Source organism: Lactiplantibacillus sp. YT640, assembly GCF_049745435.1.
GTDB classification, from domain to species: Bacteria; Bacillota; Bacilli; order Lactobacillales; family Lactobacillaceae; genus Lactiplantibacillus; species Lactiplantibacillus plantarum.
The window spans coordinates 54821-68569 of record NZ_JBMNVY010000001.1; the positions used below are offsets into that span (position 1 = coordinate 54821).

Below are 13749 nucleotides of genomic sequence, written 5' to 3' on the forward strand. Positions count from 1 at the left end.
CTATAAAGTCAAGCAGGACGCTGTCTCATAAGAATTTAATCAATAGTACTACTTAGATAATATCAAACGTGCATTTTCATTAACCCGCTTCGGAAAGTTACCGTAGTCAAACTCCGTGAAAAAAGCTAGCCTCAGGGAATCCCTGAAGCTAGCTCAATCAATCAATATTCTGATTTAAGATGGTCCGTTTAGTCGGCCGAAACTGGCAGGATGGCACCCTTGTACTTCTTTTCAATCCATTTCTGGGTGCTCTTAGAACGTAAAGCTTTCATTAGTTTCTTAATAGCTGGCTTGTTCTTATCACCCTTACGAACAGCCACAATGTTGGCATATGGTGAATCTGATTTTTCAAGTGCAATCGCATCCTTCTTAGGATTCAACCCAGCTTGAACCGCGTAGTTCGCGTTAATAACGACCGCGTCACCCTCGTTATTTTTGTAGAATGTTGGCATTAACTTAGCTTCGTATGAATGTTTAAACTTCAAATGACGTTTGTTGGTCTTAATGTCATTAAAAGTTGCTGAAGTTAAATCTGTCCCTTTTTTCAAAGTAATTAAACCCGCATCCTTAAATAACGTCAGGACCCGACCATAGTCAGCCACGTTGCTGCTGACCAGAACGGTTGCGCCGTCTTTCAAGTCTTTTAGACTCTTAACTTTCTTGGAATAAACACCGATTGGTTCCAAGTGAACCTTCCCCGCTGATACGAGGCTCCCATTATTTTCCTTATTCCAGTTATCCAAGAATGGGATGTGTTGGAAGTAGTTGGCATCTAATTCTTTCGAAGCCAATGCCTTATTAGGTAAGACGTAATCTTGAAAGACTTTGATCTTCAAGTTAACGCCTTCCTTTTTCAATTCTGGCTGCACGTGCTTCAAGATTTGTGCGTGTGGCACTGAAGAAGCCCCTACAGTAATGGTTGTTGTCTTTGTTGACGATGACTTCCCACAACCGACTAACAAAATTGCCGTTGCCGCAACTGCTAATAATCCTAGAATTCCCTTTTTTTTCATAATTCCGTTTCCTCCTATACGAACTTTAATTAACCCGTTTATCAATATGCCGAACTGCAATATCCCCGATAAATTGGAAGATAAACACGATAATCACAATGATTACCGTCGCCACTAATGTGATGGCGTTGTTATTGGACTGAAACCCGTCTTGGTAGGCCAAATTACCCAGACCACCAGCACCAATGGCTCCTGCCATCGCGGTGTAGCCAATTAATGAAATCGTCGTGACCGTGATTCCAGAAACTAATGCCGGCATGCTTTCTGGCAATAGGACTTTTCGAATAATCTGCCACCGGGTCGCCCCCATTGATTCAGCGGCCTCAATCACTCCATGATCCAATTCATGGAAGGCCAATTCAACCATCCGCGCATAGAATGGCGCAGCAGAAATAATCAGTGATGGTAAGGCCGCGCGCGGTCCGATAATCGTTCCAACTAACTTAGACGTTACCGGCAATAATAGCACGATCAAAATAATGAAAGGAATCGACCGGAAAACGTTGACGAACAGCGCAACAATCCAATTCAAGGCCTTAGCCAGCGGATTCTGACTCCCCGCCGTCTCATAAAGTAACAGACCTAAGGCGATTCCGAGAATGGCAACTACGACCATCGACACAATCGTCAACCAAATTGTTTCCCACGTGGCCGACATCATGCTACCCCAATCGACATTTGCAAATTTAAAATATGAATCTAATCCTTGATCATTCACGGTTCAAGACCTCCGTTTCCACCCGCATCGTTTGTAGGTACGCTAGAGCGCCCTTAATCTGTTCCTGATCACCCGTTAGTTGTAAGTACAGCGAACCAATCGCCCCTTCTTGGGTTTGGTGAATCCCACCCTCAATAATATTTAAATCTAACGGATACTTCTTCAACATCTCTGAAACAATCGGTAGCTGGGCTTGATCGCCATGGAACGTCAGTTGTACGATGGTTCCCTTTGGATATTTCGCCAGCAGCTGGTCCACGACCACCGTTGTGTCATTCAGCGACGGCGTGACCTCTTCATTAACAAACCGCTTAGTCACAGCCTGCTGTGGTCGCTTGAAGACTTCAAGTACTGGTCCTTGTTCGACGATTTTACCAGCTTCCATCACCGCGACATGATCAGCAATCTTGCGAATCACGTGCATCTCATGCGTAATCAATACGATCGTCAAATGGAGCTTCTGGTTGATCGATAACAACAGATCCAACACTTCATCAGTTGTCTGCGGGTCTAGGGCACTAGTGGCTTCATCAGAAAGTAAAATCTGAGGATCATTCGCAAGTGCCCGGGCAATCCCGACCCGTTGCTTCTGACCACCTGATAATTCTGACGGATAAGCCGTTTCCCGACCGGCCAACCCAACCAAGTCTGCTAAGTGTTCGGCTTTCTTACGGGCATCCACCTTGGACAGACCAGCAATTTCAAGTGGAAACATAATGTTCTCCAAAACGGTCCGCGACCATAATAGATTAAAATGTTGAAAAATCATGCCGATCTTTTGACGTTGGGCGCGTAACTTGGCCCCGCTCAACGTTGTAATATTGACATCATCAATCACAACTGACCCACTAGTGGGTGTCTCTAAGCCATTCAGCATCCGTACCAGAGTACTTTTACCAGCACCCGAATAGCCAACAATGCCATAAATGTGACCATCTTCGATTTTTAAATTAACATCTTGAACGGCGTGAACCGCCCCTTGCTTAGCATCAAAGGTTTTCGTCACATCTTTAAATTCAATCAAGTCAATTCCTCCTTACGCATCAAAAAAAGCTCCTCATCCCAGACAATTACGACAATAATCATCAATAGGACGAGAAGCTTAGCCTCGTGGTACCACCCATCTTCACAACTAGCTCACGCCAGTTGTCTCAAGAGTTACTTTGAACTCCGCATGATAATGGGTGCGACCCAAGCTTAGCTTGCGACTGCTCACTAAACTTCATTACTTCAAGACCATCTTCAGCTTCACGATTAATCCCCTTTCACCAATCAGGGACTCTCTAAGTAATCATAACCGCGTACTCATCTTTTCAAAATGATAACTTTTTTAATCAATTGTTAATGTAACGAGTATACCGAGCCTGTTTCTAATTGTCAAGGCCTGGCAATTAGTCCACGTCGATTAACCAAGCAACGCCGTCTTCAACGCTATTTAACGCATCGAAGTTCTCACTCAACGCCGGGTTGACCGCAACCACGGTCCCATTGATTGGACAGTTGAATTCAGAAACGGCTTTGGTCGCTTCAACGCTCAGAAAAGCGCTGTTCTGACTGACCTTGTCACCGATAGCTGGTAACTCAGCATATTTCACTTCACCAAGAGCCTCATGGGCGGCCTTAGTTAAACCTAACCGCGTATGTCCATCAACGTCTTTTGTCCAAAAATAAGCTGCATCTTCACTCATACTAAACACCATACCTTTACAATAATTTTACTATTCAAACCGGTCGTTACGACTGAACATGTAGGACTTGTAATGATATCGCATCGACATCATTAAACCTATCCCAGCCATATTGGCAATCAACGCCGAACCCCCTTGACTAATAAACGGCAAGGGAATCCCAGTCATTGGTAACAGTCCGATACTCATCCCAATATTTTCGAACACGTGGAAGAGAATCATCATAATGACCCCGGTTGAAATGTAAGCGTAGAATTCGTTCTTCGTATCAAACGTCACTCGGATCATCTGGTAAATCAATAAGAAATACAATAAAATGACCACGGCACAACCGATAAAGCCAAAGTTTTCACCAATTACCGAGAAAATCATATCAGATTCACGCACAGGAACAGTCACGTGGGAAACGTTAAATCCCCGCCCAGTAATCTGACCTGAACCAATCGCTTTCATACTCTGCCAAACTTGATAAGCATTGTTAGACGTGTCCGTCGACGGATTCAACCACGTATCGATCCGCGCAAATTGGTATTGCTTAAAACCGATAGCTTCCAAAATATGGCGACCACTCTGCGAGATCACGAGATATAACGCAGTCCCCGCAATCGCCGCCACAATGGCAAACGTCGGTGCCAATAATCGCCACGAAATCCCAGAAACTAAGATAACGCCCCCAAGAATCGCGAAGAACACCAGCATCGTCCCAAAGTCATTCTGTAACTTCAAAAGGATAGCAACTGGCACCATGTACGCAATTAACTTCCCAATGAGTTGCCAATCGCTCGCCATCGTATGTGTTGGGTGCTCCGTGTTATGCATTGTCACGACTCGTCCAAGCATCAAGATGAAGGCGGGCTTCATGACTTCAGACGGTTGCAACGTCAAGGAACCAACTGCGAACCAACTTTTAGCCCCAGTGCTCGCAAACAGTGATCTACTGTACAAGACCAAAACGGCCGCAAGCAGGAAGATCCCAAACCAATAGGCAATCGGTGCCACTCGCCATAACTGTTCCGAATCAAATTGCATCACAATTACGGCAATCGCGGTCCCAATCACGAACCACATGACTTGAGAAATCACCTGCTTCGTGACGTTTACTGAACTAGAGTCGTGCACTGCGGCGACATAAATCGACGCCAGCCCGATCAATCCTAGCATCATCACTGAAAATATGATACCCCAGTCAATTCTTGAATCCTCGTCTTGACTGCGGAGTCTAGATTCTTCTGCCACAAATAACGCTCCTAACCTGTTGGGATTAGCCCACCGCACGCGTCAGACTAACCCTATTCACAATATCATTTTGTACTTTAAGATAGTTTTTATTATACAACAACCTGGTGCCGAATTCTCGGAACCAGGTTGAAGGTTTACTAAAAATTAGCCTTTGTGTAGATGGTAAGCCGACAAGATCTCTTGCAGACTCTCATCAAAAGATTTGGTATGCGCAAATGGTTGGTTGTCACTAACCATTTCAGCTTCAAATCGTTCACCGACTTGAGTCACTTGTCCAATCACTTGTTTACCGATCAAAACTTCGGTAACTGGTTGACCGTTGACCTTAGTTTCGTTTAAAGTGACCGAAATCGCCTTATCTTTTCTTGCCACGGTGGTCTTCCTCCTTGTATTGCGGATTACGACGCAATGAAAAATGGGCTGGTACCGGATCAAAGCCGCCCTTAACTAAGGGCTGACAACGTAAGATACGTGCAACTCCCATTAGAACGCCTTTAACTGCGCCAAACCGATCGATCGCTTCTAACGTGTAATTAGAACAGGTTGGATAATAGCGACAATGAGCCGGACTAAACGCAGAAAAGGCCCGCTGATAAAAGCGGATGCCTTTCATTAATAACCGTCGCATCGTAATTTATTTCTTGTTCTTAGCAGTTTTCTGCATATGTTCAAGTAAAATTCCAGCCCCCTGAGCAACGTTGTTCAATGGGTGTTCGGCAACCATTACGGGCACCTTTAAGTTTTCACTGATCAATTGATCGAGGCCACTCAACAGTGCGCCACCACCAGTCAACGTAATTCCACGGTCAATAATATCGGCCGCAATTTCTGGTGGTAAAGTTTCCATCACGTGATGGGCCGTGCTAACGATCTGCATCAGCGTTTCGTGAATAGCTTCTTCAACTTGATTGGAGTCAATGTCAATTGAGCGCGGCATCCCCGTCACAGTATCTCGACCACGAACTTGGGTGACCTTATCATCATCGCCGTCCTGCTTGAAAACTTGTGCGATTTGAATCTTAACTTGTTCTGCACTGCGTTCACCGATCAACAAGTGATGTTGATCTTTGACGTAGTTCACGATGTCCTGATTCATCCGGTCGCCGGCCATTCGTAACGAACTACTTGCCACAATGTCACCTAATGATAGGACAGCGATATCACTAGTCCCACCACCAATGTCAATGACCATATTCCCACGTGGTTGGAAAATATCCATCCCTGCGCCAATAGCCGCCACTTTTGGTTCAACTTCCAAGTAAACCTTGTTACCGCCAGATTTTTCAGCAGCTTGCAAGATTGCCTTGCGTTCAATTTCAGTAGTGTTCGTTGGGGTACAGATCATGATACTTGGCCGCGACATAATGCCACGGACATTTAATTTTTTAATAAAATAGGACAGCATTTCTTCGGTGACATCAAAATCCGAAATTACTCCGTCTTTTAATGGTCGAATTGCCCGAATGTTACTAGGCGTCTTTCCAACCATTTGGTAGGCTTCGGACCCGACTGCCAACACTTGATTCGTGTTCGTATCGATAGCGACCACGGATGGTTCGTTAAGGACGATGCCCTTACCCGATACGTAAATTAAAACATTGGCAGTACCTAAGTCAATACCAATATCTAAAGCCATGTTTTTGCTCCTCTCAAACATACAATTATACGACTAATCATTATACCATACTCTACAGTTGATGAGAACTGACGGCTGTCCTAGCCACTCGTTCATTTGTCACTACCAATCAATTGGCTGTGCCTAATCATCCTGTCGTTTCGACCACTCATCGACCGTCAGCGAATAAATTGCTTCATCACGATATTGACCATTTAACAAGATATTTTCTGGCAGGGTCGCATCCAAATGATATTGGCGTCGCTCAGCAACAGCCCGACTTGCCTGGTTGGCAACGTCTGCACCTAAGATGACCTTGTGCAGATCAAGCTCCGTAAAAGCAATTTCTTCTAATCGTTCGAGCGCTTTAGTCATGACGCCACGACCAGTATATTTCTGGCCCAGCCAGTAGCCAATCTCACCGTTGTGATTAATGGCACTAATATTATGCAAGTCTAGCATCCCAGCGACTTCGCCATCCACAATGATGGTGGTGATAAACACCTGTCCATGAGCCTGCTTGGTCAACATTGATTCGATAAAATGACGCTCGTCTTGCACGGTCGCCGTCGCATCAACCCACGGCATCCATAACTTCAAATGGTCGCGATTATGATCAACTAAGTCGAAAAGCGGCTCCGCGTCAGCCACTTCAGTTGGTTTCAATGAAATGTGTTTGTCGATAATATTAATAAACATAAGCTGTCCTCCTGAATGTTGGCGCCGGGTTACCCCGCTTCGCCACAAAAAAGCCTTCAAAAACGAGTTTATCGCACTTTGAAGGTTTTGTAAGCATTTATTTCGATTTATTCCGCAGCTTCGTTCGCAAAATCAGGATTCAACGCATAAACGGTGCCATCGGGAACATCAACTCGTTTAATCTCAGCACCTAATTTAGCCAGCTTACCATGGAAGTTAAAGTAGCCCCGATCAAGATACTTCAAATTAGTCACTTCAGTGTAACCCCGACTGACCAGTCCAGCGATTACTAACGCTGCAGCTGCCCGAAGATCCGTCGCAGTGACCTGGGCCCCGTTAAAGTCAGTGGGACCATACATAATGACGGAGCGCCCTTCAACTTTGAAGTCGGCGTTCATTCGCCGTAACTCATCAAGATGCATGAAGCGATTCTCAAAAACCGTTTCAGTTAATAAACTAGTGCCCTGCGCACACAACTGCAAAATTGTCATTTGTGGTTGCATATCCGTTGGGAAACCCGGATGGGGCATCGTCTTAACGGAGGTTGGCTTCAAGATTTCTGGACCAATGACCCGAATACCAGCCGGTTCTTCCGTTACTGTGACGCCCATCTCACGCATCTTCGAGATCAATGGCTTATTATGTTCGGCAATAGCATCCTCAACCAAGACGTTTCCCTGAGTCACCGCAGCAGCGACCATGAATGTCCCAGCTTCAATCCGATCCTGAACGATACTATGGTCACAGCCATGCATCGCTTTAACCCCTTCAATGCGGATCGTTTCAGTACCGGCCCCGGTAACCTTAGCACCCATCTGATTCAAATAGTTCGCTAGGTCCACAATTTCAGGTTCACGAGCGACGTTTTCCATCGTCGTGATGCCATCTGCAAGTGTTGCCGCCATCATTATGTTCTGCGTTGCCCCAACACTTGGAAAATCTAAGTAAATGGCCGCTCCGTGTAACTGGTTCGCGGTTGCTTCAACATAGCCATCGTGGCGTTCGATTTCAGCACCAAGCGCGTTCAGCCCCTTTAAGTGTAAATCGATTGGTCGTGAACCAATCGCACAGCCACCTGGCATCGCGACTTTCGCATGGCCTAATCGTGCTAATAGTGGTCCCATGACCACGATTGAAGCACGCATTTTGGATACGTATTGAAATGGTGCTTCGGATGATAATTGACGACTAGCGTCAATATCAATTGTTTTATTAATTTCATCAAAATCAATTTTAGTATTCAAAAATTTCAAGACGTTGTTCATTGTAAAAACGTCTGATAACACTGGTACATTTGATAAATGTGTCTGACCAGAACTAGCCAACAAGCTTGCGGCTAAGATTGGTAACACGGCATTTTTAGCGCCCTCAATATGGACATTTCCTGTCAAACGTTGACCGCCATGAACTACAATTTCCTCCATGGATAAACCCTCCATCACTAAACGATAATCAACAAACAAGTTACGTGAGATTTCGGATTGCGTAAAAAGCACACTTACTAAAAGAACCCGATTGGATCAGATGCCTCGCACCTGCCCAAATTCCACTGTTCACCGCTGTACTAAGCAAATCGGCAACGCGCGGTGTGCAATCCAAACACCAGCTCAACCATCAAAACAACCTGGACACACCATGGCAACGTGCCAATAGCAGCATGCAGGTTCAAATCGGTTCCTAATCATCATACCATAGAACACTAGTGGATAAATATTACATTTTACATTTTCGTTACAATTTCAACACAAATATTAAATACTTATGATTAGTTAACTAATTAGAAGTCCGTCGTGCAATTATTTGACAAGCCATACCCATATTGATTAGCAGTATCGTTCGTTTGTAATCGTTTTCTTTATTGTAATCTCACTATAAGTTGCATTCTACCATTCCACTTATCGCAATGCCCCTAATACGCTCAATCGATTAGTAAAATTTAGTTCACGAACATCCGCGCCGACTGGACAAAACATTTCAACGTCGCGACAAAATTGGCCGCTGAAACGTTTAAGTTCGCTGTAAACTTAGTTGTTCATGTTTCCTATGCCGACCTTTGGAATTGCTGCCAATTGTCGGAACGTGATGATCACCCATTTAAGTCGCGATCCACGTCTTAATTACTGCTCTGCCAGATACTGATGCAATATTGGCGAAAAATATTCGAATCAGACCGATTCTTCTAGTTAACAACGCGATATCGCCATTAGTAAGCCAGTGCTTGGCCCTTGATCAACCCACGGTTCCAATCGGCTTTGAACCGTGCAAGCTTAAAACTGGACAGTAACGGGTACGACTCACCGCGGTAAGTTTGACTAACTTGTGCATCGCGGCTTAACTGAACCGCACAAAAAAAGCACCCGCAAATAATTGCAGATGCTTTTCAGAATTTTAAGTTGTTAATGCCGAGCAACATTCAAACGGTTCATGGCACGCCGCAAAGCGACTTGGGCCCGCGCCAACTCAGCATCATCGTGCTTTTGTTGGGCATTTTGAATCCGTGTTTCAGCGCGTTTCCGTGCATTTTCAGCTCGAGCAACGTCAATGTCATTCTGACGTTCAGCACTATCGGCAACAATCGTTGCCGTATTATTACTGAACTCAACAAAACCACCATTAACGGCAATTTCGTCATCTTCCTGATCACTTTCAAGTTGCTTGATCCGAACCTCATCGATTGCAAGCGATGCAATCACAGGAATATGGTTCGGCAAAATTCCGAGTTCGCCGTCAATCGTTCGCACGATCAACATTGGCGTCTTATTCTCATAGACCTGACCGTCTGGAGTTACGATGCTAACGGTTAATGATTTTGCATTGTCAGCCATGTAAACCCCTCCTAATCAGTTACCATCGATTTCGCTTTTTCGACCACGTCGTCGATCTTACCAACTTGACGGAATGCGTCTTCTGGTAGGTCATCATATTTACCTTCAAGAATTTCTTTGAAGCCCTTGATGGTATCGTTGATTGGCACATACGAACCAGGTTGGCCCGTAAAGTTTTCGGCAACGAAGAAGTTTTGTGACAAGAAGAATTGAATCCGCCGTGCACGCGCAACAGTTGTCTTTTCTTCGTCAGATAATTCATCCATCCCTAAAATCGAGATAATATCTTGCAATTCACGATAACGTTGCAAGACCCGTTGAACTTCCGTTGCAACTTGATAATGTTCTTCGCCCACGATTGATGGGTCCAGAGCGATTGAAGAAGAAGCTAATGGGTCAACGGCTGGGTAGATCCCTTGTTCCGTCAAAGAACGTTCCAAGTTGGTCGTCGCATCCAAATGGGCGAAAGTCGTTGCAGGTGCCGGGTCGGTATAATCATCGGCAGGTACATAAACGGCTTGAATCGAAGTAACTGACCCCTTCTTGGTAGAAGTGATCCGTTCTTGTAATTGACCCATTTCAGTGGCTAAGGTTGGTTGGTAACCAACGGCTGAAGGAATCCGACCAAGTAAGGCGGAAACTTCAGAACCAGCTTGCGTGAACCGGAAGATATTGTCGATGAATAACAACACGTCTTGACCTTGAACATCACGGAAGTATTCCGCAATCGTCAAACCGGTCAAGGCCACCCGCATCCGGGCACCAGGTGGTTCGTTCATTTGACCATAAACCATGGCGGTATTCTTCAAAACGCCGGAAGCCTTCATTTCGAAGTAAAGGTCATTCCCTTCACGCGTCCGTTCACCAACACCGGTAAACACGGAAATCCCGTTATGTTCTTGGGCAATGTTATGAATTAATTCCTGGATTAAAACAGTTTTACCAACACCGGCACCACCGAACAACCCAATCTTACCACCACGAACATAAGGTGCTAAGAGGTCAATAACTTTAATTCCAGTTTCCAATACTTCAGTACTGGTCGTTAATTCATCATATTTAGGCGCATCCCGATGAATCGGGTTACGTTCTGCGTCTGGACCGAATTCTGGACCACCATCAATGGTTTCCCCTAAAACGTTGAAGACCCGGCCTAACGTCTCTTTACCAACGGGAACAGTAATTGAAGAACCAGTGTCTTCAACTGTCATTCCCCGGCGCAAGCCATCCGTACCATCCATCGCGACGGTCCGAACAACCCCATCACCTAATTCCAACGATACTTCCACCGTTAAAGTGTCATCGTTGTCCTTCTGAATGATCAAGGCGTTATTAATATCGGGTAACTTATCGTTTAGAGAGAATTCAACGTCAACAACGGGTCCAATAACTTGTACAACTTTACCTGTACTCATTAGTCGTTAATTCCTCCCACTTCGTTATTCTTGCGCAACCAAACCACCAGTGATTTCAGTGATTTCAGTGGTAATAGCAGCTTGACGCGCACGGTTATATTTCAGATTTAATTTATCGATTAAATCGCCAGCGTTATCTGATGCAGCCTTCATCGCGGTTGACGACGAAGCATGTTCAGCAGTCTTGGCATCCAAGATTGCACCATAAACCAAGCTTTCAGCATATTGTGGCAACACGGCCGACAAAATGGCTTCTTCTGACGGTTCCATTTCATACTCGGGACCGACATCTACCCGGCTATCCTTGGCTTTACGATTATCTGACTCACTTTGTTCAAAGGTCTCTTCGGAGATCGGTAACATCTTAACGGCCCGAAAACCAGAAGAGAGCCGATTAATAAAGTGGTTGTAGAAGACGTAAAGTTCATCAAAGACTTCGTTGTGGTACATTGATGTGACTGTCTTAACGATTTCACGAACCTCTTTAAAAGTTGGGACATCAGAGACGCCGCGGTACTCATAAGCCACGTTTAACCCGTTCTTTTTATAGAAATCCGCACCAGTGCCACCAACCGCCAAAACGACTGCGTTATCGGCATCAACCTTGTGCGTCCGCATGAAATCGTTAGTCTGTTTCAACACGTTACTGTTGTAACTACCAACGAGGCCACGGTCCGAAGTGATCACCAATAAACCAGTCTTTTTAACGGGGCGTTGCGCGAGCAATTCACTAACTGAAATCGTGTTCGAATTACTGTTAGCAACACCGGCACTTGCTGACATCAGATGAGCTTTGGCAAGATGTGAAACGATGCTTTCAACTTTAGAAGCGTACACCTGATACGTGCTGGTATGCTTTTGAATCTGGTTCAATTTTGAAGTTGAGACCATTTGCATTGCCGACGTAATTTGATGAGTCTTCTTTGTTGAGTCAATTCGGCGCTTGACATCCATTAATGATTCTGCCATGCACTACTCACCATCCTTTTCAGCCATAACTACTTCGCAGCGGCAGCGGTTGGCTGGAATTGTTCTGCAAACGCATCTAAGGCCCCATTCATCTTATCAGCTTCTGGTAACTTCTTGGTTGCCAAAATCGTATCAAAGAGGTCCTGATGACTAGCATGAATAAATTCAAACAATTCACTTTGGTAACGGGCAATATCATCAACTGCCACTTTATCCAAATAACCGTTGGTCAAAGCATATAAAATCATTACTTGTTCTTCGACCTTCAATGGTGAATGAACAGGTTGTTTTAAGACTTCAACGATCCGTTGCCCACGATTTAATTTCGCTTGGGTTGCAGCATCCAAGTCAGAACCGAATTGTGAGAAGGATTCCAATTCACGATAAGAAGCCAAGTCAAGACGCAATGTCCCGGCAACGGACTTCATCGCTTTAATTTGCGCATCCCCACCAACCCGGGAAACAGAGGCCCCGGCATCAATCGCTGGCCGCACACCTGAATAGAATGAATCACTATCCAAGAAGATTTGCCCATCGGTGATTGAAATAACGTTAGTTGGAATATAAGCCGAAATATCCCCAGCTTGCGTTTCGATAATTGGTAAGGCCGTCATTGAACCGCCACCCAATTCATCGCTCAACTTGGCAGCCCGTTCGAGTAACCGTGAGTGCAAGTAGAAGACATCCCCAGGATAAGCTTCACGACCTGGAGGACGACGGAGGATCAAGGAAAGTTCACGGTAAGCCGTTGCTTGCTTTGAAAGGTCATCATAGACGATCAAAACGTGCTTGCCGTTCATCATAAATTCTTCACCCATCGCTGCCCCAGCATAAGGAGCTAAGTACAGTAATGGCGCTGGTTCAGCAGGTCCGGCAGTTACAACGATTGTGTAGTCCATCGCACCTAACTTCTTCAACGTTTCAACTTGGGCCCGTACAGTTGAGTCCTTTTGACCGATTGCAACGTAGACACAAATCATGTCTTGGTCCTTTTGGTTCAAAATGGCATCAATGGCAACGGACGTCTTCCCAGTCTTACGGTCACCGATAATCAATTCACGTTGGCCCCGACCAATTGGAACTAAGGCATCAATGGCCTTGATCCCAGTTTGAAGTGGTTCGCTAACTGATTGCCGTTGCATAATACCAGGAGCTTTATGTTCGATTGGCCGCGTATTCGTGGTCTTAATCTCACCTAAACCGTCAACTGGTTGACCTAATGGGTTAACGACCCGGCCAATCATGGCGTCACCGACTGGAACTTCCATGATGCGGCCAGTCCGCTTAACAGTATCGCCTTCACGAATACCATCAAAATCCCCTAAAACAACGATACCAACATCGTTGCTTTCGAGGTTTTGTACCATCCCGTAAACTCCGTTACTGAATTCGAGTAATTCACCTTGTAAGGCGTTGTCGAGTCCGTGAGCACGGGCGATCCCATCACCAACGTAGGTGACAGTACCGGTTTCAGCAACTGAGAGCTCAGTTTGATAACTTTCTAATTGTTGTTTGATTAGAGCACTGATTTCTTCAGATTTAATGCTCATAAAAGTTTCACCTCTTCG

At 45.2% G+C, this 13749-nt stretch carries 14 protein-coding genes; all 14 read right to left on the reverse strand.

Going from position 1 to position 13749, the window contains the following annotated elements:
* Positions 1-188: 188 nt before the first annotated feature.
* Entirely contained in the window at positions 189-1013 is an 825-nt protein-coding gene (locus tag ACOV1R_RS00235) for a MetQ/NlpA family ABC transporter substrate-binding protein (RefSeq protein ID WP_003645414.1), read from the reverse strand.
* 25 nt (positions 1014-1038) lie between these two features.
* Positions 1039-1731, reverse strand: a complete 693-nt coding sequence (locus ACOV1R_RS00240) for a methionine ABC transporter permease (RefSeq protein ID WP_003641453.1) — start codon at positions 1729-1731, stop codon at positions 1039-1041.
* A complete protein-coding gene (locus ACOV1R_RS00245; protein WP_003641452.1) occupies positions 1724-2755 on the reverse strand; it encodes a methionine ABC transporter ATP-binding protein in 1032 nt (343 codons plus the stop codon). Before ACOV1R_RS00245 ends, ACOV1R_RS00240 begins: the two co-directional genes overlap by 8 nt.
* Positions 2756-3122: 367 nt before the next feature.
* The gene (locus tag ACOV1R_RS00250; RefSeq protein WP_003644655.1) at positions 3123-3419 is read right to left on the reverse strand and encodes a glycine cleavage system protein H; all 297 of its coding nucleotides are present in this window, start codon (positions 3417-3419) and stop codon (positions 3123-3125) included.
* A gap of 30 nt (positions 3420-3449) precedes the next feature.
* On the reverse strand, positions 3450-4655 hold the full coding sequence (locus ACOV1R_RS00255) for an FtsW/RodA/SpoVE family cell cycle protein (protein WP_003644656.1): 1206 nt from the start codon (positions 4653-4655) through the stop codon (positions 3450-3452).
* A gap of 147 nt (positions 4656-4802) precedes the next feature.
* Complete coding sequence (locus ACOV1R_RS00260) at positions 4803-5030, reverse strand: DUF2969 domain-containing protein (protein WP_003641449.1); 228 nt, start codon at positions 5028-5030, stop codon at positions 4803-4805.
* On the reverse strand, positions 5014-5286 hold the full coding sequence (yidD, locus tag ACOV1R_RS00265) for a membrane protein insertion efficiency factor YidD (RefSeq protein ID WP_003644657.1): 273 nt from the start codon (positions 5284-5286) through the stop codon (positions 5014-5016). The genes ACOV1R_RS00260 and yidD overlap by 17 nt, the downstream gene beginning before the upstream one ends.
* A gap of 6 nt (positions 5287-5292) precedes the next feature.
* Positions 5293-6294 (reverse strand): rod shape-determining protein, encoded by a 1002-nt coding sequence (locus ACOV1R_RS00270; RefSeq protein WP_003644658.1) that lies wholly within the window; start codon positions 6292-6294, stop codon positions 5293-5295.
* A gap of 123 nt (positions 6295-6417) precedes the next feature.
* Positions 6418-6972 (reverse strand): GNAT family N-acetyltransferase, encoded by a 555-nt coding sequence (locus tag ACOV1R_RS00275; protein ID WP_003641446.1) that lies wholly within the window; start codon positions 6970-6972, stop codon positions 6418-6420.
* A 107-nt stretch (positions 6973-7079) separates the two neighbouring features.
* Positions 7080-8396 (reverse strand): UDP-N-acetylglucosamine 1-carboxyvinyltransferase, encoded by a 1317-nt coding sequence (gene murA, locus ACOV1R_RS00280; protein ID WP_003644659.1) that lies wholly within the window; start codon positions 8394-8396, stop codon positions 7080-7082.
* Between the two features lie 972 nt (positions 8397-9368).
* Positions 9369-9797 (reverse strand): F0F1 ATP synthase subunit epsilon, encoded by a 429-nt coding sequence (locus ACOV1R_RS00285; protein ID WP_003641444.1) that lies wholly within the window; start codon positions 9795-9797, stop codon positions 9369-9371.
* A gap of 11 nt (positions 9798-9808) precedes the next feature.
* Positions 9809-11212 carry a F0F1 ATP synthase subunit beta gene (atpD, locus tag ACOV1R_RS00290; RefSeq protein WP_003641443.1) on the reverse strand — a complete coding sequence of 468 codons (1404 nt, stop codon included), beginning with the start codon at positions 11210-11212 and terminating at the stop codon, positions 9809-9811.
* Positions 11213-11236: 24 nt separating this feature from the next.
* Positions 11237-12181 carry a F0F1 ATP synthase subunit gamma gene (locus ACOV1R_RS00295; RefSeq protein WP_003641442.1) on the reverse strand — a complete coding sequence of 315 codons (945 nt, stop codon included), beginning with the start codon at positions 12179-12181 and terminating at the stop codon, positions 11237-11239.
* A gap of 29 nt (positions 12182-12210) precedes the next feature.
* Complete coding sequence (gene atpA / locus ACOV1R_RS00300; RefSeq protein ID WP_003641441.1) at positions 12211-13731, reverse strand: F0F1 ATP synthase subunit alpha; 1521 nt, start codon at positions 13729-13731, stop codon at positions 12211-12213.
* Between the last annotated feature and the right edge of the window lie 18 nt (positions 13732-13749).